The sequence below is a fragment of the Buttiauxella sp. BIGb0471 genome (genome assembly GCF_024807715.1).
Classification (GTDB): Bacteria; Pseudomonadota; Gammaproteobacteria; order Enterobacterales; family Enterobacteriaceae; genus Buttiauxella; species Buttiauxella agrestis.
This window is the reverse complement of record NZ_JANUEU010000001.1, coordinates 525,375-546,223: the sequence shown is the minus strand read 5'-3', so window position 1 is coordinate 546,223 and position 20,849 is coordinate 525,375. Positions and strand designations below refer to the sequence as shown.

Here is a 20,849-nt window from a genome sequence, read left to right as displayed (position 1 = left end):
CAGCGGTTACTGCATGGGCATTACCAGCGGGTTTGGATACTGATATTCAAACCCAAGTTCATTGCAAATACGGCTGCCATCCACCAGCTTACCGTGGCCATTTTGCCCTTCAGTTCTGAACACTGGCGCATCAAGGTTCATCTGGCGCGCCATTTGAGTGTAGAACTCAGCACGCGATGGGTGATCTGGCGCACATAAATTATAGATGTGTCCGCCCTTTGGAGCCTGCAACAACAGCGTAATAGCTGAAATAACATCTTCCAGATGCACCAGGTTGACGCCATGCGTGCCGTTTTGCACATCCACTTTTCCCGCCAGGAAGCGCCCCGGATGGCGTTCCGGCCCGACTAAACCCGCCAGGCGCAGAATATCGACCGAGGTTCCCGGCAAATCATGCAGCCAGGTTTCAAGTTCTTTAAGCACGCGGCCACTGGCGGTCACCGGTTCAAGTGGCGAGGTTTCTTTCACGGTGCTTTCGGTCTCACCGTAAACCGACGTGGAGCTGGTAAAAATGATGCGCGGAATATCATGTGCTAGCGCGCTATCAACAATTTCCTGAACCGCTTGCAGATAAAAATCGTCGCCCTCACCGGTGCGGCGAGCAGGCAGCGTTATCACCAAAGCATCCGCATCAAGCAACGCGTCGAGATCGTCGCTATCGCAAATCAGTTCGGGCGTGAGTTGCAATTGATAACTGTCAATTCCGCACATTCTCGCGGCTTCGACACCATCAAGGGTGGTTTTACTTCCTGTCACTTGCCAGCCCCGCGCTGACAATGACATCGCCAGTGGCATTCCCAACCAGCCTAACCCGACAATCGCAACCTTTTTCATTTCCTGTCTCCTGGAATGCAGCATATTTCTCTGCGGTTCTTTTTCGCCCTGCTTTTAGGCTACGCCACGTTAGCGGAACTGACAATTACTGCGGCTAAACAGAATATTAATCCCGGATGAAAAAAGCCCTTGCGCTCAACGCTGCATCTGGTTTACGTTAAAAGCACATCATGAATAAACATTCATACGAGAATTTTATGACACGCGTTCAAAATACTACCCACCATCATCACCATCATCCTGACTAGTCTTTCAGGCGATGTGTGCTGGAAGATGAAAAAATCTTCCACTGGTGCATGAACGAGTCAATAAGCCCCCGGAAGATTTCTTCCGGGGGCTTTTTTTTGGACGTCAGACAAGAATTTATCAGGAGAGATTGCACATGTTAGACAACAACCGTTTACGCATAGCTATTCAGAAATCAGGCCGTTTGAGCGATGACTCACGCGAATTGCTCGCTCGCTGTGGCATAAAAATCAACCTGCACACTCAGCGCCTGATTGCGTTAGCAGAAAACATGCCAATCGACATTCTGCGTGTCCGTGATGACGATATCCCTGGCTTGATTATGGACGGCGTGGTGGATTTGGGCATTATTGGCGAGAACGTGCTGGAAGAAGAGTTGCTGACTCGCCGCGCTCAGGGTGAAGATCCTCGTTATTACACGCTGCGTCGTTTAGATTTCGGCGGTTGTCGTTTCTCGCTGGCGATTTCTGTTGATGAGCCGTGGGATGGCCCGGCATGCCTCAACAACAAACGTATCGCCACCTCTTACCCTCACCTGTTAAAGCGCTACCTTGATGGCAAAGGTGTGCAGTTCAAATCTTGCTTGTTGAACGGTTCAGTTGAAGTTGCCCCGCGTGCGGGTCTGGCTGATGCAATTTGTGACCTGGTTTCTACCGGTGCAACACTTGAAGCCAACGGCCTGCGTGAAGTTGAAGTGATTTACCGTTCTAAAGCGTGCCTGATTCAGCGCGATGGCGAAATGCCAGAAGCTAAACAACAGCTTATCGACAAACTGATGACTCGTATTCAGGGCGTGATTCAGGCGCGTGAATCGAAATACATTATGTTGCATGCACCAAGTGAGCGTCTGGACGAGATTATCTCTCTGCTGCCAGGCGCTGAACGCCCAACTATTCTGCCGCTCGCAGGTGATCAACAGCGTGTGGCGATGCATATGGTGAGCAGTGAAACGCTGTTCTGGGAAACCATGGAAAAACTGAAAGCGCTGGGTGCCAGTTCAATTCTGGTGTTACCAATTGAGAAAATGATGGAGTAACACCATGGCAAACTTCAATACGTTGATTGACTGGAATAAATGCGATGCGGCGGCACAAAATGCACTGCTGACGCGCCCGGCAATTTCGGCATCCGAGAGCATTACCCGCACGGTCGCGGACATCCTGAATAATGTGAAAGCCAACGGTGATGCGGCTCTACGTGAATACAGCGCAAAGTTTGATAAAACTGAAGTGCAGCAACTCAGAGTCAGCGAGCAGGAAATTTCCGCAGCGGTAGCGCGTCTGGGTTCAGAAATTAAAGACGCGATGGCCGTGGCCGTGGCGAATATCGAGAAATTCCACGTCGCGCAACAGCTCGCGCCGGTGGATATCGAAACCATGCCAGGCGTGCGGTGCCAGCAGGTGACTCGCCCGGTGGCGTCCGTCGGCTTATATATTCCTGGCGGTTCAGCACCGCTATTTTCAACCGTATTGATGCTTGCCACGCCCGCGCGGATTGCGGGCTGCAAAAAAGTGGTGTTGTGTTCACCACCGCCAATTGCCGATGAAATTTTGTATGCCGCGCAACTTTGTGGCGTGCAGGAAGTGTTTCAGGTCGGTGGTGCGCAGGCAATCGCTGCGCTGGCGCTGGGCACCGAAAGCATCCCGAAAGTGGATAAGATTTTTGGGCCAGGCAACGCTTTTGTGACCGAAGCAAAACGCCAGGTCAGCCAGCGTCTTGATGGCGCAGCAATCGACATGCCTGCTGGCCCGTCTGAAGTTTTAGTGATTGCCGACAGCGGCGCGACGCCTGACTTCGTGGCATCCGACCTGCTTTCTCAAGCAGAACACGGCCCGGACTCGCAGGTGATTTTGCTGACGCCAGATGCGCAGATGGCGCAAGCCGTTGCCGAAGCGGTTGAACGCCAACTTGCCGCACTTCCGCGTGCTGAAACCGCTCGCAAAGCGCTGGAAAGCAGCCGCCTGATTGTGGCCCGTGATTTAGAGCAATGCATTGAGATTTCCAACCAGTACGGCCCAGAGCACCTGATTATTCAGACGCGTAATGCTCGTGATCTGGTCGATAGCATCACCAGTGCCGGTTCAGTGTTCCTCGGTGACTGGTCACCGGAATCCGCTGGCGACTACGCTTCGGGTACTAACCATGTGCTGCCAACGTACGGTTACACCTCAACGTGTTCAAGCCTTGGGCTGGCTGATTTCCAGAAACGCATGACGGTTCAGGAACTCTCGCCGCAAGGTTTCGCAAGCCTTGCTAAAACCATTGAAACGCTGGCCGCCGCCGAGCTGCTGGACGCCCACAAAAACGCCGTTACCCTGCGTGTTGCAGCGCTGAAGGAGCAAGCATGAGCATTGAAGAGTTAGCCCGTGAGAACGTTCGCGCCCTGACCCCTTACCAGTCGGCTCGCCGCCTGGGTGGCAATGGTGATGTGTGGCTGAACGCCAACGAATATCCGACCTCAGTTGAATTTGAATTAACGCAGCAGACGCTGAACCGTTACCCGGAATGCCAGCCAAAACTGGTCATCGAACGTTACGCCGAATACGCAGGCGTTAAACCGGAACAAGTTCTGGTGAGCCGTGGCGCAGACGAAGGTATCGAACTGTTGATTCGCGCATTCTGCGAACCGGGCAAAGATGCGGTTCTCTACTGCCCGCCAACTTACGGGATGTATAGCGTAAGCAGCGAAGCCTTCAACGTGGAATGCCGTGTCGTACCAACACTGGCAGACTGGCAGCTCGATTTACCGGCCATTGCGGAGAATATTGAAGGCGTAAAAGTCATTTACGTTTGCAGCCCGAATAACCCGACGGGGCAGTTAATCAATCCGCAAGATTTCCGCGTACTGCTGGAAATGGCTCGCGGTAAAGCCTTAGTGGTTGCGGACGAAGCCTATATTGAGTTTTGCCCGCAGGCGACGCTCGCTGGCTGGTTGAATGAGTATCCGCACCTTGTGGTGCTGCGCACGCTTTCCAAAGCCTTTGCGCTGGCTGGCCTGCGTTGTGGTTTTACTCTGGCAAATGAAGAAGTGATTAACTTGCTGATGAAAGTCATCGCCCCTTACCCGCTTTCTACGCCAGTTGCGGATATCGCCGCTCAGGCGTTAAGCCCGCAGGGTATCAATGCGATGCGCGAGCGGGTGGCCGAAATTTTAGTCAATCGCCAATATCTGATCGCGGCATTACAGGACGTGGCCTGCGTTGAGCAAGTTTTCGACTCTGAAACCAACTATGTGCTGGCCCGCATCACCGCTTCAAGTGCGGTATTTAAATCGCTGTGGGATCAGGGCATTATCCTACGTGACCAAAATAAACAACCATCGTTAAGCGGCTGCCTGCGGATCACCGTCGGCACCCGTACCGAGTGCGAGCGCACCATTGCTGCGCTGCGTGAACAACCCGGCCTGACGGCCACGGAGGGCGTGTGAGCCAGAAAATTCTTTTTATCGACCGTGACGGCACTTTAATTTCCGAGCCTCCTTCTGATTTCCAGGTGGATCGCATGGACAAACTGGCGTTTGAGCCTGCGGTGATCCCCGCCCTGCTGCAATTGCAAAAAGCAGGCTACAAGCTGGTGATGATCACCAATCAGGACGGTTTAGGGACGGATAGCTTCCCGCAGCCGGATTTCGATGGCCCGCACAACCTGATGATGCAGGTGTTTAGCTCGCAGGGTGTGAGCTTTGATGACGTGCTGATTTGCCCGCATCTTCCTGCCGACAACTGCGAGTGCCGCAAACCAAAATTGGCGATGGTGAAAGGCTACCTGGAAGAAGGTGTTCTGGATAAACCTAACAGCTACGTGATTGGCGACCGTGCAACGGACATTGAACTGGCCGAGAACATGGGCATTCAGGGGCTGCGTTACCACGGTGAAACGCTGAACTGGTCTGCCATCAGCGACCAACTGACCAAACGTGACCGTTACGCGCACGTGGAACGCGCTACCAAAGAAACGCAAATCGACGTGCAGGTCTGGCTTGACCGCGAAGGCGGCAGCAAAATTAACACCGGCGTGGGTTTCTTCGACCACATGCTGGACCAGATTGCCACCCACGGCGGCTTCCGTATGGATATCAGCGTAAAAGGCGATCTTTATATCGACGATCACCACACCGTTGAAGACACCGGCCTGGCACTGGGCGAAGCGCTGAAAATCGCCCTGGGCGACAAACGTGGGATTACACGTTTCGGCTTCACACTGCCGATGGACGAATGCCTGGCCCGCTGCGCGCTGGATATTTCTGGCCGCCCGCACCTTGAATACAAGGCCGAGTACAACTTCCAGCGCGTCGGCGATTTAAGCACTGAAATGGTCGAACACTTCTTCCGTTCGCTCTCTTACACCATGGGCGTGACGCTGCATCTGAAAACCAAAGGCAAAAACGACCACCACCGTGTCGAAAGCCTGTTCAAAGTCTTTGGCCGCACGCTGCGTCAGGCGATTCGCGTCGAAGGTGACACGCTGCCCTCCTCGAAAGGAGTGTTGTAATGAACGTGGTGATTCTGGACACAGGATGCGCCAACCTGCACTCGGTGAAAGCGGCGATTCAACGCCACGGCTACGAGCCGTTGGTGAGCCGCGACCCGGATGTGGTGTTGCGTGCCGACAAACTGTTTTTGCCCGGCGTGGGAACCGCCCAGGCGGCGATGGATCAGATTCGTGAGCGCGAGCTTATCGAGCTGATTAAAGCCTGTACCCAGCCGGTGCTCGGTATTTGCCTCGGGATGCAGCTTTTGGCCTCTCGCAGTGATGAAAGCAATGGCATCGATATGCTCGGCATCATCGAAGAACCCGTGTTGAAAATGACCGACCACGGCTTGCCTTTGCCGCATATGGGCTGGAACCGCGTCTACCCAAAAGCGGGCGACCGCCTGTTCCGTGGCATTGACGACGGCGATTATTTTTACTTTGTGCACAGCTACGCGATGCCCGTTTGCGCGAACACCATCGCGCAGGCCAGTTACGGTGAAGCGTTCACCGCCGCCGTGCAAAAAGATAACTTCTTCGGCGTGCAGTTCCACCCGGAGCGCTCGGGTGCCGCGGGCGCAAAATTACTGAAAAACTTCCTGGAGATGTAAGCACCATGATTATTCCGGCTCTCGATTTAATTGATGGCACAGTGGTGCGCCTCCACCAGGGGGATTACGGCCAACAGCGCGATTACGGCAATGACCCGCTCCCACGTCTGCAAGATTACGAAGCGCAAGGTGCGCAAGTGCTGCACCTTGTGGATTTAACCGGAGCAAAAGACCCGGCAAAACGCCAGATCCCGCTGATTAAAACGCTGGTTGCGGGCGTGAAAGTACCTGTGCAAGTGGGCGGTGGTGTGCGTACTGAAGAAGATGTTGCGGCATTGCTTGAAGCAGGTGTCGCACGCGTCGTAGTTGGCTCAACGGCGGTGAAATCACCCGCGATTGTGAAAGGCTGGTTTACCCGTTTTGGTGCCGATGCGTTAGTGCTGGCGCTCGATGTACGCATCGACGAACAAGGCAATAAGCAGGTCGCGGTAAGCGGCTGGCAAGAGAACTCTGGCGTATCGCTCGAAGAACTGGTGGAAATGTATCTCCCCGTCGGCCTCAAACACGTGCTGTGCACCGATATTTCGCGCGACGGCACGCTGGCGGGTTCAAACGTTTCACTTTATGAAGAAGTTTGCGCGCGCTACCCGCAAGTGGCATTCCAGTCTTCCGGGGGCATTGGCGGGCTTAATGATATCGCGGCGCTGCGTGGAACCGGTGTGCAGGGAGTGATTGTCGGGCGGGCATTACTGGAAGGGAAATTCAACGTAACGGAGGCGATTTCATGCTGGCAAAACGGATAATTCCTTGCCTGGACGTACGCGACGGGCAAGTCGTCAAAGGTGTGCAATTCCGCAACCATGAGATCATCGGCGACATCGTGCCACTCGCGCAACGTTACGCTGCCGAGGGTGCCGACGAACTGGTGTTTTACGATATCACCGCATCCAGCGATGGGCGTGTAGTTGATAAAAGCTGGGTGTCACGCGTGGCGGAAGTCATCGATATTCCTTTCTGCGTGGCGGGCGGCATTAAGTCGATTGAAGATGCGGCGCAGATTTTGTCTTTCGGCGCGGATAAAATCTCTATCAACTCCCCTGCTCTGGCCGACCCTGAACTGATTACTCGCCTGGCTGAACGTTTTGGCGTGCAATGTATTGTAGTGGGAATTGATACCTGGTTTGATAGCGAAACCGGGAAATATCACGTCAATCAATATACCGGCGATGAAAGCCGCACGCGCGTAACGCAGTGGGAAACCGTGGACTGGGTGCAGGAAGTGCAAAAGCGCGGTGCCGGGGAAATCGTACTTAACATGATGAACCAGGACGGGGTGCGCAACGGCTACGACCTGGAGCAGTTAAAGAAAGTACGTGAAGTTTGCCACGTCCCGCTGATCGCTTCTGGTGGCGCGGGAACCATGGAACACTTCCTCGAAGCCTTCCGTGATGCGGACGTTGACGGTGCGCTGGCGGCATCCGTGTTCCATAAACAAATTATTAATATTGGCGAGCTGAAGTTGTACCTGGCTCAGCAAGGCGTGGAGATAAGAGTGTGCTAACACAAGAGCAGCAAAACCAACTGGACTGGGAAAAAACCGACGGATTGATGCCGGTGATTGTTCAACACGCAAAATCTGGCGAAGTGCTGATGTTGGGATACATGAACCCGCAGGCGCTGGCACAAACGATTGAAAGCGGGAAAGTCACTTTCTTCTCGCGCACTAAACAGCGTTTGTGGACCAAAGGTGAAACCTCCGGCAACTTCCTCAATGTCGTTAAAATCGCGCCTGATTGTGATAACGACACGCTTCTGGTGTTGGTGAATCCTATCGGCCCGACCTGCCACCTTGGCACCTCAAGCTGTTTTGGTGAAACCCACCACGACTGGCACTTCTTGTATCAGCTAGAGGAACTGCTGGCCTCGCGCAAAACTGCCGATCCGGAAAGCTCATATACCGCCAAGTTGTATGCGAGTGGCACTAAGCGCATCGCGCAGAAAGTCGGAGAAGAAGGCGTTGAAACCGCGCTGGCGGCGACTGTGAATGACCGCTTTGAGCTGAAGAATGAGGCATCGGATTTGGTTTATCACTTGCTGGTGCTGTTGCAGGATCAGGAGCTGGATTTGAGTGCGGTGATTGAGAATTTGCGGGAAAGGCATAGGTAATATTCGAACGTAAAAAAGGCCGCACGAGCGGCCTGTAAGACTGATGACATCCCTTCGTAGGTCGGATAAGCGCCAGCGTCATCCGACATTTTCAATTATAACAACAGGCGTAAATGGTGGATGACGCTATCGCTTATCCACCCTACAAAACCCGTTCATTGTAGTTTGTCACAAATCTGAGGCCGCGAAAGCGGCCTTTTTCTTATTAATAGGGTTTACGCTTGAGGCTTATAATTACGAATCGCATTACGACCCAGTACAACACCCGCACCAATCATTCCACCCAGCAATGCGGCAAGAACCAACGTTAGACCACGTTTCGGGCTATCTCTGCGAATCGGCAATGTCGGCTTCATGACGTAGCGATAAGCATGGATTGTTTTAGGTTCAATCTTCAGATTCTGAATATCCAACAAGGTTTGTTTGGTCTGATAATAAGCAGGTGAAAATACTAAAGGACGCGTCGCTTCATTTTTAATCATTGAAGACAACGCTTCACTGCCTAATAAAACCATTGTGTCCTGAGTCACATCAGAAGTCTGCTGCAGCTGTGGGGAAGACACTTTTGCCTCGTTGGCAAATTTCAACGCCTCACTTATCTGCTTAATGCGCAGTTCTTTTTGTTCCTGAGCAACAGTTTCTTGAGTCTTCAGGGAATCTTCAAGCGTTGAGATTTGCAGTTTGATGTTGTCAGTCAGGTCGACACCCAACTCCTCACCAATTTGCTCATCAACCTGTTGAATGTACTTAGCAAGCTGGGTCTGAGCGTTCTTTGGTGAATCCCCCACATAGCTAACCTGCAATGGTAAAGGCTGACCTTTCACAGAGGGTTCGATGGTGAGTTTTTCTGGTTGTTCCTTGTTATCCAGCGTTTCCGACAATGCAGACAACGAGGAGCTAAAACGAGTCACTACACGTACCTGGAGATCATTAATGTTCGGTGCTGAATTTCCGTAAATAACGTTTAGTGCATTGTTATAGGTTGCAATTTGAGCAGCGTCTGGTTGAGTAAAAATCGCTGTGGAAGTCCATTTCTCTTTGGCGACAAACAAATAGATTACTGCAAGAAGGATAGCAAAAACGGTAAAAGCAATGATTGTTACTTTGTCTTTCCACAACTGCACAATAACATCAATTAAATCAATAGATTCCGGGTTGCTGTTAGTGTGGTTATTCACCATGTTATTGTTATCTTGATTCATGATTACCCTAAGAGATTTTGTTCACAAAATGCGAATACCTTCACCAAGTAAGTATAATCGGATAAATGGAAAATTACCTGAGGGTAAATGCAAATTTTTGTCAGATAAAACCGAAAATAACATACAAAATTAAATATGTATGATGACTTAAAATTGAATAAGTGAACAATAAACAAACAATGCTCATGCAGACCCTGGTTTTGGGTCCGCATAAAGTAAAATCTTTTAATTGCTAATATATACGGTGAATTGATTTATTTAGTAAAGCGGCATTAAACATTTGACCCAACTAATTGGATTAAATATTGACCATATAAGGTTTTATCCATAGATTTAGCGTTGTCCAATACCTGTTCGGGAGTTAGCCAACCCTTACGGTAAGCAATTTCTTCAAGGCAAGCGACTTTGAACCCCTGTCTTTTTTCAATGGTATGAACAAATTGAGAGGCTTCAATCAGGCTATCGTGGGTGCCCGTATCAAGCCAGGCAAAACCGCGCCCCAATAGCTCTACAGTCAACTCCCCCATTTCCAGATACATTTGATTAATACTCGTGATTTCGAGCTCATTCCTTTCTGACGGCTTAACTTGCTTCGCCAGATCGACAACTTTGTTATCGTAAAAATAGAGTCCGGTAACGGCCCAATTTGATTTAGGGTGTTCAGGTTTTTCTTCAATGGACAATGCACGATATTGCTCGTCAAACTCGACAACACCGAAGCGATTTGGAGACATAACTTGATACCCGAAAACTGTTGCTCCACTTTGGCGTTGAGCAACCATTTCTAGTTTGCTGCCAAAACCCTGGCCAAAGAAGATGTTATCGCCGAGCACCAGAGAGCAGCTTTCACCATTGATGAATTCCTCACCGATGATGAAGGCTTGCGCAAGACCATCTGGTCGAGCCTGGATCTCGTAACTCAGATTAATGCCTAAATGAGCGCCGTCACCCAACAGACGCTGAAATGAGGGAAGATCTTCAAGTGTGGTAATAAGTAAAATATCACGAATGCCTGCCAGCATAAGTACCGAGAGCGGATAGTAAATCATGGGCTTATCATAAATCGGCAGCAGTTGCTTCGAGACACCCCGTGTGATCGGATACAACCTAGTACCGGATCCACCTGCCAGAACAATCCCCTTCATATCAAATCCTTATATTTTTGATTAGCTGTTAAGGCCTAAACGTTCTCTTGAATACGAACCATCTTTAACACGTTGCCACCATGATTCATTTGCCAGATACCATTCAACCGTTTTCCTGATACCACTCTCAAAGGTTTCAGTGGGTTTCCAACCGAGTTCCCGTTCAATTTTAGAAGCATCAATAGCATAGCGCAGATCATGGCCTGGACGGTCTGTAACATAGGTAATCAAGTCTTCAAATCGTACAATTTTCGAAGGTTTTTCGGCAACTATCTCATCAAGCAAACGGCAGATAGTTCTAACGACATCGATATTTTTACGCTCGTTATGCCCGCCAATATTATACGTTTCACCTGGTTGGCCTTCGGTAACAACTTTGTAAAGGGCTCTGGCATGATCTTCAACATATAACCAATCACGAATTTGGCACCCATTGCCATAAACAGGCAGCGGTTTTCCCTCAAGAGCATTGAGAATAACCAATGGGATCAATTTCTCGGGAAAATGGTACGGACCATAGTTATTTGAACAATTGGTAACAAGGGTTGGTAACCCATAGGTGCGCGACCAGGCGCGGACCAGATGATCACTTGACGCTTTCGAAGCCGAATAAGGGCTACTTGGTGCATAGGGTGTTGTTTCAGTGAATAACGATTCCGTGTCGTGCAGATCGCCGAATACTTCATCAGTTGAAATATGGTGGAAGCGGAAATGCTCTTTTGCAGATGACGTTAACTGGCTCCAGTAGTGTCGCGCGGCCTCCAGCAACACATAGGTTCCAACAATATTCGTTTCAATAAATGCCGCAGGGCCGTCAATGGAACGGTCAACATGACTTTCCGCTGCCAGATGCATCACTGCATCGGGTTGAAACTCCTTAAATGCACTATCTAAAGCGACCCGGTCACAAATATCAATCTGGCGGAATGAATAACGCTCGTTATTAGAAACAGGGGCAAGTGACTCAATATTGCCAGCATAAGTCAGCTTGTCAACGACCATAACTTCGTCATTAGTTGCTTCGATAATGTGGCGAACGACTGCAGAACCAATAAAGCCTGCTCCGCCTGTGACGATTATTTTCATAAGGCCCCAAATAGTGTGAATCTAATTAACTTTACCGTTATAACTATCTTTAGCTACAACACAAAAGCAAATTTTACGCATGCTTTAAAATGAAAAAACCAGTGGAGAGCATTCTCCACTGGTTTTAAATTAAATCATAACTTACTGACAGTTAATTACTTTTCCATCCACTCAGTATGGAACACGCCTTCTTTGTCTGTGCGCTTGTAGGTATGCGCACCAAAGTAGTCGCGCTGCGCCTGAATCAGGTTGGCAGGCAGAACCGCTGAACGGTAGCTGTCGTAGTAAGAGATTGCGGCAGAGAAAGTAGGAGTAGGAATACCATTCTGAACTGCGTAAGAAACCACATCACGCAGCGCCTGCTGGTATTCGTCGGCAATTTTCTTGAAGTATGGAGCCAACAGCAAGTTTGCAATGGCTGGGTTTTCTGCATAAGCATCAGTGATTTTCTGCAGGAACTGAGCACGGATAATGCAGCCAGCACGGAAAATCTTAGCAATCTCACCGTAGTTAAGATCCCAGTTATTCTCTTCAGATGCTGCACGCAGTTGGGAGAAGCCCTGAGCGTAAGAAACAATCTTACCCAGATACAAGGCGCGACGGACTTTCTCAGCAAACTCAGATTTATCACCAGCAAACGGCTTAGCCTGCGGGCCACTCAGCACTTTAGAAGCGGCTACACGTTGCTCTTTCAAAGAAGAGATATAACGCGCAAACACAGATTCAGTGATCAAAGACAGCGGTTCGCCCAAATCCAACGAGCTCTGGCTAGTCCACTTGCCAGTGCCTTTGTTAGCGGCTTCATCAAGAATCACATCAACCAGGTAGTGACCGTCTTCATCTTTTTTAGTGAAGATGTCTTTGGTGATGTCAATCAGGTAACTGCTTAACTCGCCTTTGTTCCAGTCGGTAAAGGTTGTTGCCAACTCTTCGTTCGACAGATTCAGGCCATTTTTAAGCAGTGAATAGGCTTCAGCGATCAATTGCATATCACCGTATTCGATACCGTTGTGAACCATTTTCACATAGTGACCAGCACCATCAGCACCGATATAGGTCACGCACGGTTCGCCATCTTCCGCTACAGCCGCGATCTGCTTAAGAATTGGGGCAACCAGTTCGTAAGCTTCTTTCTGACCGCCAGGCATAATTGAAGGCCCTTTCAATGCGCCCTCTTCACCACCAGAAACACCGGTACCGATAAAGTTGAAACCTTCCGCAGAAAGTTCACGGTTACGGCGGATGGTATCCAGGAAGAAGGTGTTACCACCATCAATCAAGATATCGCCCTTCTCAAGATATGGCTTGAGAGAATCAATGGTCTTGTCCGTGGCTTCTCCAGCCTTAACCATCAACAGGATGCGGCGTGGAGTTTCAAGCGATTCTACAAACTCTTGCACCGTATAGTAAGGAACCAGCTTCTTGCCCGGGTTCTCTGCGATAACTTCTTCAGTTTTATCGCCAGAACGGTTGAACACGGAAACGGTATAGCCACGGCTTTCGATGTTCAGCGCCAGGTTGCGCCCCATCACTGCCATACCAACGACGCCGATCTGCTGTTTGGACATTACATACTCCTGTCAGGTGTGGTCACCGCTGCAAGTGCGCGGCTTGAAATGTGGCTTAGATGTTAACTTATAAATAGCAAAAATAGCAAAAATGAATAGCTTTAATTATACTGATTTTAGCATCTCAATTAATATAAATTATTCTGCACCTATTTTTAAATGAAATTAAACTTCAAAATCAAGAACACCAGAATTATCCGTATAATGATTTCCCTTACAATTTCAACAAACGAGCCACTGACAGTCAATTGCATTTAATCTACAAAAAGTACGTAATTTTTTCACTTACATACACAAATCAGCTTCCGAATCAAACGGAAAACAAATGAAGTAAACTGGGTTAATTCATAAATGACACTTTCACCATCTTTTTAGCACTGCATTTAAACCATAGCAAGAAAGATAATATGCACTTTTAATGAAATTAAATTTCAAATGATTACGATATATACTCCATTGCCAGGAAGCTGCTTTGAGTTTATTGGCCGATAAGGAATTAGATGATACACGATAACGTGCTAATACTTGTTGAACACAAATGGCATATCCCGAACAACTCAATAACTCTAACCACATCAGGTAGTCCTCATGCCCACATTTTTTTTGTATTACTTTACCCAAATTACGACGATTATAAATACCTGTTAAATTTCCAATACAATTTCCGCGCAACATACGTGAATAATCAATTCTAAAAGGACCAGTTCGAACATCAATGATGTTATCTGGATCATTAATGAAAAGGGCGTAATGACTACAAACGACATCATACCCTTGATCAAGATAAGAGACTTGTGACTTTAATTTACTCGGCTCCCAAATATCATCACTATCTAAAAATGCAATATATTGACCTGTGCATTTTTCAATTCCAATATTACGAGCAGTTGCCACACCTCTATTGTTCAATTGACATAAATAAGTAATTCGCGAGTCTGAGTCAGATATTGATGCTACTATTTTTGATGTGTCATCTGTCGAGGCGTCATCTATAATATAGAGGTGCCAATCTTGGAATTCTTGTTTGATAACAGAAAGAATACTATCGGATATATATGCAGCAGAGTTATAAGCCGGCATTATTATTGAAACTCGTTCTTTTGTTTTCATAATATCAACTCTTTCCAATACCGGCTTATCCTATCAACTGTATAATTTTCTGAATCTGAAATTGCATTTTTTTGCATATATTTTAGCATGGAATTATCGTTCATCAGCCGTGATAATTGCAGTGCATACTCATTATCATCATCTTCAGGAATAAGTATACCATCTTCAAAATTATTAATTAATTCACGTGGCCCTGTTTTACAATCGAAAGCTATTGCAGGCACACCGAAAGATTTAGCCTCAATAAGTACCAAAGGCAATCCCTCATACCGTGAAGTCATAGCAAGTAAACTGGCATCTTGATACTCTTTAGCTATTGACATAGAGGCCGATAATAAAATGACGCTGTTTTCTAAGCATAGCTTCGAAATTAGGCCATTTAATTCATGTTGCATTTCACCATCACCAATTATTCGCAGCATCCATCCATGATGATCATTTATTGAAGCCCAAATATGTAATAGCTTATCGAATGCTTTCTGATGTGTGAGTCTTCCCACAGCTAAAACTATTTTCTTTTTTTCTGACAAAATAGAATCTGATACCGGTTTAAAATTACTGGCATTATGAATAATGCTAACGCGCGCGCGTACAGATTTTTTTAATAAATTATAATCATGTTGAGTTAACAACACTAAATCATCAGCTAACTGATAACTTAACCATTTCATAGCACGAATAAGTTTTGACGTTTTTTCAAAAGCCACATGCTCGCTCAAAATAAGGCGGCATTTAAGATTCAGAATCATGAGTAACATGCATAATTTGAAAGACAATCGTCCCATGGATACAGAAATTATTACATCACTATCTTTTTTTCGTAAGTATGAGAACAAAGATTTAATAGTAGAAGAACCAAGCACTATTAATTCAACACCAGACTGTATTTCATAAAAAGGCTTACCTTTTTTTGCTGTTAAAGAGATTAATGTCACATCGTAACCTTCGATATAAAACTCATTAGCAAGAAATGTTGCCACCCGCTCAGTACCGCCAGAACAGGAAATGTCATCTATAAAAATCGATATTCTTTTCATTCATAGAAACCCTAGGCGCTTACTTCCATAACGTATCATTTAAATAAAGATTTAAACAAAAAGGCAATGTAGAGTAAGTGTCCTACAAAAGAACCATTGGCTGTTAAAAACATATTTTTTTTGGTTGTTAAACTATCTTTGTCTGGATAACCATTATTTACATTAGTAATATCAGGGTGGTATGAACAGATTTTATTGGATTTAATAAGTTTTTGCCCTGAATTAATAAGTTTACAGGCAAATATATATTCCTCCCCTGATGGATATCTGGCGCCTAATCCAAAATTCGTATCAAATAATAAGCCTCTAATTTTAGAAACCTTTATTATCATATCGATTGAACAAATACAAGTAGCGGAGACTATATTTAGCACTTTTATTTTTTCATTTTCATTTTCATTTTCATTGGTCAAAGTATGTGAGACTACCAATAATGGGGTATCACTATATTTCTCAGCAAGTTTCTGAATGTATTGCTTAGCATCATCCTTTATTGAAACATCATCATCCATAATCCATATATAATCTGACTGTGCATATTTAATGGCTAAATTCCTACTCCTTGACAATCCAACGTCATGAGAAGATATATATCTGACATTTTCAGGCATACTGCGTGCCATATCTGAATAATCTACGCCATCACTAATTTGATGTATGACCAAATATTTAAAGTCACTCCTAAATTTGACATTATTAATACCAGAATTAAGAACTGATAAAGCAATTTCTATATCCAAAATGCTAACCCTCCTATTTAATATAAAATGTAAATTTTAATAAAACTTCTTACACATTTGACTTTCATAAAGTTAACAACAGTCACTTATGAAAAATTGCTTAATCCAAAAAAGGCTAACTAGCAACGGCATCTGACCAAGAAAATATATTAGACCTACCACATTAGAATCAGTTAACAATAATTACACTAACCCGTTAAAACTCCCGAGAATATATTACCGAGTAATAACCTTTTGCAAAAGAACTGAGGCATCTATTGAAAATATCTAGTAAATTCTCATCGAATGGACTATTAAACATATAAAATGAAATCTCATCCCCTTTAAACAGAACTGTAAACAAAAGAAAAGTGTTAATGCTTAGTATTGTGTACAAAGATAAAATCTTATTATTTAACGTGACTTTTTCAGACCGCAGCAATGGATATATAAAAAATGGAGAAAGCGCATATAGAAACAGTGAAATTCTAATCCCAAAACTTTGCGGTACATTGTAAGTTATAGCAGCTAAGAACAAAAATACGATTAATAGGAAAAATACCTTCCTAACTTCTACTTCAGTTTTAATATTGGAATACCAGAGAATAATAAAACATAGCAAAAAATTCACAAAAAAAGTCATTGCTTGAACATAGCCCATTGAATTTCCGGAGCTTTTAAATAGATAATATTCAATTCTATCACGCAAAAATATAATACAAAATGCGACCAAAGAAAGCAGAATTGTACCCGCCGCGAATTTTATTTTTTTATTCCTGTCTTTTAGATACTCCCATAACCCTATGAATAAAACTGAAGAAGCATGGGATGTTATGGCTAAAAAATATAAAAGATAACGTTTTTTATTTACATAAAGAAATGCATTAAGAAGTATAACAGCAGCTAACATGCTCCGTAAAAAATAAACATTGAAAGAGTAAAACGAATAAGAAAGATTAAAAGTAATAAAATAAAGGCAAGCCAGTCTTGAATTCACCCTTAAACAAAAAGTAAATAACAACAACTGAATCAAGCTAAAATAGATTAGTAAAAATGCATATTCATTCCCGTTTGAAAAAAGATAAACTATACGCATAAGAAATAATATGCAAATTTCAATCCCTCCACCAAACCTCCCAAAACCTAATATATCTGTTTCGTTTATACCTCGATAAACAGTAATATACTCTGCAATATCTGAAAACGGAATTATTGAAGAATAAAACATTATAAAGAAAGAAACCGATATTATAGATAAGAAGAGCCTTATTGACTTATTCGCAAAAGGACTAATAACAGCTATAATAGGCAACATTAATAGTGGATATAATGAAAAGAGTATAGCTAATAGCAATCCAAATATACAAACAAATGTCACAAAAGAATTAATATTATCAACCACTTTGGTTTTAACATTCATTCGCTTTTATTCGCCTTTACTGTATAGATATTTTATAGGTGTAGATTCTTTTTTAAATGCATATTTTACATACGACATTCTTTTAACATGGATGAAACATGGTGTTGATATTCTTCCCATTATCCGTTGTTTGAAAGAACGCTTAAACTTCAATTTTAGCAGTTCGAACGTATCTGAATCATAATATTCGAAACAGCCTTTTTTAATTAAATAAGGCTCACATGATAGTAGCCCACCGAAAATCTCAACGCCTCTAAAAGTAAATAGATTATTAGTTTTGTATAAATTTATAATTTTGGATTGTATCTTATTTATTCCTGCTGGAGTATATATACAGTGAGCATCACACTTCATTACATACTCACATGAAGCCAATGAAAATGCATAATTATAATATTTAGCCAACGATCGTTCAGGATATTTTTCAACTTCATCTCTGTATCCTTTCCCGGCCAATGCGACAGACGAATTGTAATGAAAAATTTTTATATCGCAAATACTGCTAAGCTCATCCTTAAGTCTCTTTACTATTTCAAGTGTCCCATCTGTAGAACCATTATCTACGATAATGATCTCGCTGCATATTGGTGCTACTGATATAATAGAGAGCTCAATATATTGTGAACCATTTCTTACCCGATAAACGGCGGATATTGATGGGTGCTTCTTTCTATTCTCAATAACGGACTCAATATTTTTAAGCGTCAATACATCCCGTTGATCTCGGGAGAGAGAATTAGCTAATTCATTATGATTCAGTTTTAGCCGTACAAACTGTGATTCTATTCTTAATAGTAATTTTTTAATTCTCATTAATGCGCTCTTCAATTTCTTTCATAATATATAAATCATCACGACGCTCTAATGAGCAGAATTTATTCGTAATATTCTTACGCACATCATAATATCCATCGTCACCCTTCAACATCTTCAGCATTTCAGATATCAGATCTTCTTGGTTATAAACTTTAACTCCCGGCACAATATCATTATAATTTAGATAAATATCTCGAGAGGATAGATACTCATTATAGTCAAATGGGAAAAATATAATAGGACGGTCTAAATAAAGATAATCAAAAAATATAGATGAATAGTCTGTAATTAAAAAATCAGATTTTAGCATGCTTTCTTCAGCGGTCTCTCCATTATCAATAATAAATATATTCGTAAGCATGGTTATATCTATATCTAATTTAGTATTCGCATGTAAGCGAATTTGTAACAATGCATTATTTTTGGACAATAAATCATTTAATGTACTAAAATTTAATCCCGACTTTTTAATAAAATCTGAACCATCATCTCGCCAAGTCGGGGCATATAAGAACGTTTTTATTTTTTGTACGTTGCAAGAACCTATGATTTTATATTCTTTTTCTTTATCAATTAACGCTGAAATACGAGGAGGGTCAGCTATAATAACATTATTTTCGTCATATGCTCTGAAAGCACTTTTGAAAAAGTATTCATATACAAAATCACTTGGTGCCAGCAAAATATCGCACCGTTTATGATACTCAGGCATTAATAATTTATAAAATAACCCGGCATTATTAAAGAAGTTATTTAGGGGTTTTTTCATAATATCATATTCAATTTTTTTCAATGGTGTTCCATGCCATAAATTTACTAACGTAGCTCCTGCTGAAGTATAAAAGTTAATAGTTGAGACATAGTTACTATATATATATACTTTTGCCATATAGCAAAGCATTATCCCCTTAATGCTTTTTTTATGATATGCTTCATAACCTGCATCCCTTATTATTCTTAATGTTTTTTTGTCATCTGTAATCCAGACACATCGTATATCACTGTACTTATTTATAGATTCAAAAAAATATCGTGAGTTATCTGTAAATCCATTGTAACCACCAAAAAGCCATATCCTTTTATTTCTTTTAAAGAATAAACCAACTGGGTACGCCAACCATGAAATCAACTTTATTCCATATTTAATTGCTTTTTTCATTTATAAACCCCGAATAAGATTTCTTGCTTATATAAACGGTCATAATGGTAACAAGCAAAACAGATAATATAGGAAGAAGAAAATACTTGAAATTTAATGCAATGCCCGTCCAAAACAATAGCGGTGTTAATAGTGAGTTAACTAATTGTGTAAAAATAAATTTTTCCACTTTGAAACAACGAATAAACACCTCAAAACCAGAAATTAGAAATGTAAATATAAAGAAAATTGAAACAAAAATCATTTGATTTATGGGTAATATTTTTTTAAATAAGAAAAACTCCGGAAATAAAAATTGCACCATATAAAAAATAGCATATCCACATAACAATAAACAAAATGATAGAAAGAAATATTTATCAAATATTTTCTTTGATTCTGCTACCAGTCCTTTTGCAATAGTATTGGCATACAAGGTCATTTGAGAATTGAGTATGGATATTGCAATATTTTGCCCTGCCCTCATAAGCGCTACGGAAAGGCCAATAAAGCCAGCCATTTCAGCACCTAAATATTTAAAGGAAAGAATATTAAATCCATTCCAATAAAAATACCCCAAAAACCATACAACGCTTGTTTTTTTTAATAATGGCCACAAATCAATTAACACCTCCTTGAAATTAAAAACCTTATAATTTAGTTTTATTAATCGCCAACTAAATTTATTCAACACAAAAACCGTAGTTAAGAATGACAATATTCCAATTAACTGAGATAGACCTAAAGCATATAGCCCAAATCCAGTATAAATAAATCCCCAAAGCGATAATGCAACAGCCAATTGATTTAAAATATTCGCCTTAATTAATAAATGTTGCCTTTGCGTACCATCTAACATTGCATTTAGTGGTAGTAGCATCAGACTAAAACATGAAATTGCCAATAACAAAAACCATGGCCTTTCCCACAGCATATGCCCTTGATAGTCGTTATACATTACAAAGGGTATTATTGTACCTAATATGTAAAATAAGATTGAAAGAGCGAAATACCAATATACGGAAAAGATGAAATAATTAGATATTTTATCTTGGCTATTATCTTGATTATACGAATGACTGTAATACTGTCTAAGAACTCCAGTCATCCCAACCTCAAGCAGTTGAGTCATTGCAGTTAATGAGAAAAATGTATAGTAGAAGCCCAGTTCTTCGCTAGTCATTTTTTTAGCAAGAACCAGTAATGTAATAGGCCCGACTATTACTCGGAGTAACGACATACAGATTGATAATAAAGACACCACTCTATATTTTTTATAAGTATTCATTGGTGCTAGCCATAATTGTACTTGTTTGATAATGTGATGATTGCAAAAATATC

General features: G+C 43.4%; 21 protein-coding genes and 1 other annotated feature. Of the genes, 9 read left to right on the top strand and 12 right to left on the bottom strand.

Features of this window, described 5'->3' with window-relative positions:
* Positions 1-6: 6 nt before the first annotated feature.
* Positions 7-834 carry an SDR family oxidoreductase gene (locus tag M2371_RS02475; protein WP_034496526.1) on the bottom strand — a complete coding sequence of 276 codons (828 nt, stop codon included), beginning with the start codon at positions 832-834 and terminating at the stop codon, positions 7-9.
* 197 nt (positions 835-1,031) lie between these two features.
* Here M2371_RS02475 and hisL point away from each other — a divergent pair, with 197 nt between their 5' ends.
* The 9 genes from hisL to hisIE all read left to right on the top strand — a co-directional run bounded on the left by hisL (position 1,032) and on the right by hisIE (position 8,267).
* Entirely contained in the window at positions 1,032-1,082 is a 51-nt protein-coding gene (gene hisL, locus M2371_RS02470) for a his operon leader peptide (RefSeq protein WP_197969191.1), read from the top strand.
* Positions 1,058-1,180 (top strand) — a sequence feature (His leader region). Its footprint overlaps the gene before it by 25 nt.
* A 36-nt stretch (positions 1,181-1,216) precedes the next feature.
* Entirely contained in the window at positions 1,217-2,116 is a 900-nt protein-coding gene (hisG, locus tag M2371_RS02465) for an ATP phosphoribosyltransferase (protein WP_115627908.1), read from the top strand.
* A gap of 4 nt (positions 2,117-2,120) precedes the next feature.
* The gene (gene hisD / locus M2371_RS02460) at positions 2,121-3,428 is read left to right on the top strand and encodes a histidinol dehydrogenase (RefSeq protein WP_259266797.1); all 1,308 of its coding nucleotides are present in this window, start codon (positions 2,121-2,123) and stop codon (positions 3,426-3,428) included.
* Complete coding sequence (gene hisC / locus M2371_RS02455; RefSeq protein WP_259266796.1) at positions 3,425-4,507, top strand: histidinol-phosphate transaminase; 1,083 nt, start codon at positions 3,425-3,427, stop codon at positions 4,505-4,507. The genes hisD and hisC overlap by 4 nt, the downstream gene beginning before the upstream one ends.
* Positions 4,504-5,571, top strand: coding sequence for a bifunctional histidinol-phosphatase/imidazoleglycerol-phosphate dehydratase HisB (hisB, locus tag M2371_RS02450; protein ID WP_259266795.1), 1,068 nt, complete (start codon positions 4,504-4,506; stop codon positions 5,569-5,571). Before hisC ends, hisB begins: the two co-directional genes overlap by 4 nt.
* Positions 5,571-6,161 (top strand): imidazole glycerol phosphate synthase subunit HisH, encoded by a 591-nt coding sequence (gene hisH, locus M2371_RS02445; protein WP_172893737.1) that lies wholly within the window; start codon positions 5,571-5,573, stop codon positions 6,159-6,161. The genes hisB and hisH overlap by 1 nt, the downstream gene beginning before the upstream one ends.
* A gap of 5 nt (positions 6,162-6,166) precedes the next feature.
* Positions 6,167-6,904, top strand: a complete 738-nt coding sequence (hisA, locus tag M2371_RS02440) for a 1-(5-phosphoribosyl)-5-[(5-phosphoribosylamino)methylideneamino]imidazole-4-carboxamide isomerase (RefSeq protein WP_259266794.1) — start codon at positions 6,167-6,169, stop codon at positions 6,902-6,904.
* Positions 6,886-7,662, top strand: a complete 777-nt coding sequence (hisF, locus tag M2371_RS02435) for an imidazole glycerol phosphate synthase subunit HisF (RefSeq protein ID WP_034496545.1) — start codon at positions 6,886-6,888, stop codon at positions 7,660-7,662. The genes hisA and hisF overlap by 19 nt, the downstream gene beginning before the upstream one ends.
* Positions 7,656-8,267: a bifunctional phosphoribosyl-AMP cyclohydrolase/phosphoribosyl-ATP diphosphatase HisIE gene (gene hisIE, locus M2371_RS02430; protein ID WP_259266793.1), complete on the top strand. Its 612-nt coding sequence runs from the start codon at positions 7,656-7,658 to the stop codon at positions 8,265-8,267. Before hisF ends, hisIE begins: the two co-directional genes overlap by 7 nt.
* A 215-nt stretch (positions 8,268-8,482) precedes the next feature.
* Here hisIE and wzzB read toward each other — a convergent pair whose 3' ends face one another.
* The 11 genes from wzzB to M2371_RS02375 form a co-directional block, all read right to left on the bottom strand.
* Entirely contained in the window at positions 8,483-9,469 is a 987-nt protein-coding gene (wzzB, locus tag M2371_RS02425; RefSeq protein WP_259266792.1) for an LPS O-antigen chain length determinant protein WzzB, read from the bottom strand.
* A 272-nt stretch (positions 9,470-9,741) separates the two neighbouring features.
* Positions 9,742-10,614 (bottom strand): glucose-1-phosphate thymidylyltransferase RfbA, encoded by an 873-nt coding sequence (rfbA, locus tag M2371_RS02420; protein WP_259266791.1) that lies wholly within the window; start codon positions 10,612-10,614, stop codon positions 9,742-9,744.
* Between the two features lie 21 nt (positions 10,615-10,635).
* Positions 10,636-11,700 carry a dTDP-glucose 4,6-dehydratase gene (rfbB, locus tag M2371_RS02415; RefSeq protein WP_259266790.1) on the bottom strand — a complete coding sequence of 355 codons (1,065 nt, stop codon included), beginning with the start codon at positions 11,698-11,700 and terminating at the stop codon, positions 10,636-10,638.
* A gap of 155 nt (positions 11,701-11,855) precedes the next feature.
* The gene (gene gndA / locus M2371_RS02410; RefSeq protein WP_259266789.1) at positions 11,856-13,268 is read right to left on the bottom strand and encodes an NADP-dependent phosphogluconate dehydrogenase; all 1,413 of its coding nucleotides are present in this window, start codon (positions 13,266-13,268) and stop codon (positions 11,856-11,858) included.
* 360 nt (positions 13,269-13,628) lie between these two features.
* The gene (locus M2371_RS02405; RefSeq protein WP_259266788.1) at positions 13,629-14,378 is read right to left on the bottom strand and encodes a glycosyltransferase family 2 protein; all 750 of its coding nucleotides are present in this window, start codon (positions 14,376-14,378) and stop codon (positions 13,629-13,631) included.
* Complete coding sequence (locus M2371_RS02400) at positions 14,375-15,415, bottom strand: glycosyltransferase family 4 protein (protein ID WP_259266787.1); 1,041 nt, start codon at positions 15,413-15,415, stop codon at positions 14,375-14,377. The genes M2371_RS02405 and M2371_RS02400 overlap by 4 nt, the downstream gene beginning before the upstream one ends.
* Before the next feature lie 35 nt (positions 15,416-15,450).
* Positions 15,451-16,155 carry a glycosyltransferase gene (locus M2371_RS02395; protein WP_259266786.1) on the bottom strand — a complete coding sequence of 235 codons (705 nt, stop codon included), beginning with the start codon at positions 16,153-16,155 and terminating at the stop codon, positions 15,451-15,453.
* A 196-nt stretch (positions 16,156-16,351) separates the two neighbouring features.
* Positions 16,352-17,554, bottom strand: coding sequence for an EpsG family protein (locus tag M2371_RS02390; RefSeq protein ID WP_259266785.1), 1,203 nt, complete (start codon positions 17,552-17,554; stop codon positions 16,352-16,354).
* 6 nt (positions 17,555-17,560) lie between these two features.
* Positions 17,561-18,367: a glycosyltransferase gene (locus tag M2371_RS02385; RefSeq protein ID WP_259266784.1), complete on the bottom strand. Its 807-nt coding sequence runs from the start codon at positions 18,365-18,367 to the stop codon at positions 17,561-17,563.
* Positions 18,357-19,529, bottom strand: a complete 1,173-nt coding sequence (locus M2371_RS02380; protein WP_259266783.1) for a CDP-glycerol glycerophosphotransferase family protein — start codon at positions 19,527-19,529, stop codon at positions 18,357-18,359. The genes M2371_RS02385 and M2371_RS02380 overlap by 11 nt, the downstream gene beginning before the upstream one ends.
* Positions 19,513-20,796 carry an O81 family O-antigen flippase gene (locus tag M2371_RS02375; RefSeq protein WP_259266782.1) on the bottom strand — a complete coding sequence of 428 codons (1,284 nt, stop codon included), beginning with the start codon at positions 20,794-20,796 and terminating at the stop codon, positions 19,513-19,515. The genes M2371_RS02380 and M2371_RS02375 overlap by 17 nt, the downstream gene beginning before the upstream one ends.
* Between the last annotated feature and the right edge of the window lie 53 nt (positions 20,797-20,849).

What these genes read in the sequence shown, in the direction of transcription:
- M2371_RS02475 (WP_034496526.1), bottom strand. Translation starts at nt 834, where the DNA reads ATGAAAAAGGTTGCGATTGTCGGGTTAGGCTGGTTGGGAATGCCACTG.
- hisG (WP_115627908.1), top strand. Translation starts at nt 1,217, where the DNA reads ATGTTAGACAACAACCGTTTACGCATAGCTATTCAGAAATCAGGCCGT.
- hisD (WP_259266797.1), top strand. Translation starts at nt 2,121, where the DNA reads ATGGCAAACTTCAATACGTTGATTGACTGGAATAAATGCGATGCGGCG.
- hisC (WP_259266796.1), top strand. Translation starts at nt 3,425, where the DNA reads ATGAGCATTGAAGAGTTAGCCCGTGAGAACGTTCGCGCCCTGACCCCT.
- hisH (WP_172893737.1), top strand. Translation starts at nt 5,571, where the DNA reads ATGAACGTGGTGATTCTGGACACAGGATGCGCCAACCTGCACTCGGTG.
- hisA (WP_259266794.1), top strand. Translation starts at nt 6,167, where the DNA reads ATGATTATTCCGGCTCTCGATTTAATTGATGGCACAGTGGTGCGCCTC.
- hisF (WP_034496545.1), top strand. Translation starts at nt 6,886, where the DNA reads ATGCTGGCAAAACGGATAATTCCTTGCCTGGACGTACGCGACGGGCAA.
- wzzB (WP_259266792.1), bottom strand. Translation starts at nt 9,469, where the DNA reads ATGAATCAAGATAACAATAACATGGTGAATAACCACACTAACAGCAAC.
- rfbA (WP_259266791.1), bottom strand. Translation starts at nt 10,614, where the DNA reads ATGAAGGGGATTGTTCTGGCAGGTGGATCCGGTACTAGGTTGTATCCG.
- rfbB (WP_259266790.1), bottom strand. Translation starts at nt 11,700, where the DNA reads ATGAAAATAATCGTCACAGGCGGAGCAGGCTTTATTGGTTCTGCAGTC.
- gndA (WP_259266789.1), bottom strand. Translation starts at nt 13,268, where the DNA reads ATGTCCAAACAGCAGATCGGCGTCGTTGGTATGGCAGTGATGGGGCGC.
- M2371_RS02405 (WP_259266788.1), bottom strand. Translation starts at nt 14,378, where the DNA reads ATGAAAACAAAAGAACGAGTTTCAATAATAATGCCGGCTTATAACTCT.
- M2371_RS02400 (WP_259266787.1), bottom strand. Translation starts at nt 15,415, where the DNA reads ATGAAAAGAATATCGATTTTTATAGATGACATTTCCTGTTCTGGCGGT.
- M2371_RS02390 (WP_259266785.1), bottom strand. Translation starts at nt 17,554, where the DNA reads ATGAATGTTAAAACCAAAGTGGTTGATAATATTAATTCTTTTGTGACA.
- M2371_RS02385 (WP_259266784.1), bottom strand. Translation starts at nt 18,367, where the DNA reads ATGAGAATTAAAAAATTACTATTAAGAATAGAATCACAGTTTGTACGG.
- M2371_RS02380 (WP_259266783.1), bottom strand. Translation starts at nt 19,529, where the DNA reads ATGAAAAAAGCAATTAAATATGGAATAAAGTTGATTTCATGGTTGGCG.
- M2371_RS02375 (WP_259266782.1), bottom strand. Translation starts at nt 20,796, where the DNA reads ATGAATACTTATAAAAAATATAGAGTGGTGTCTTTATTATCAATCTGT.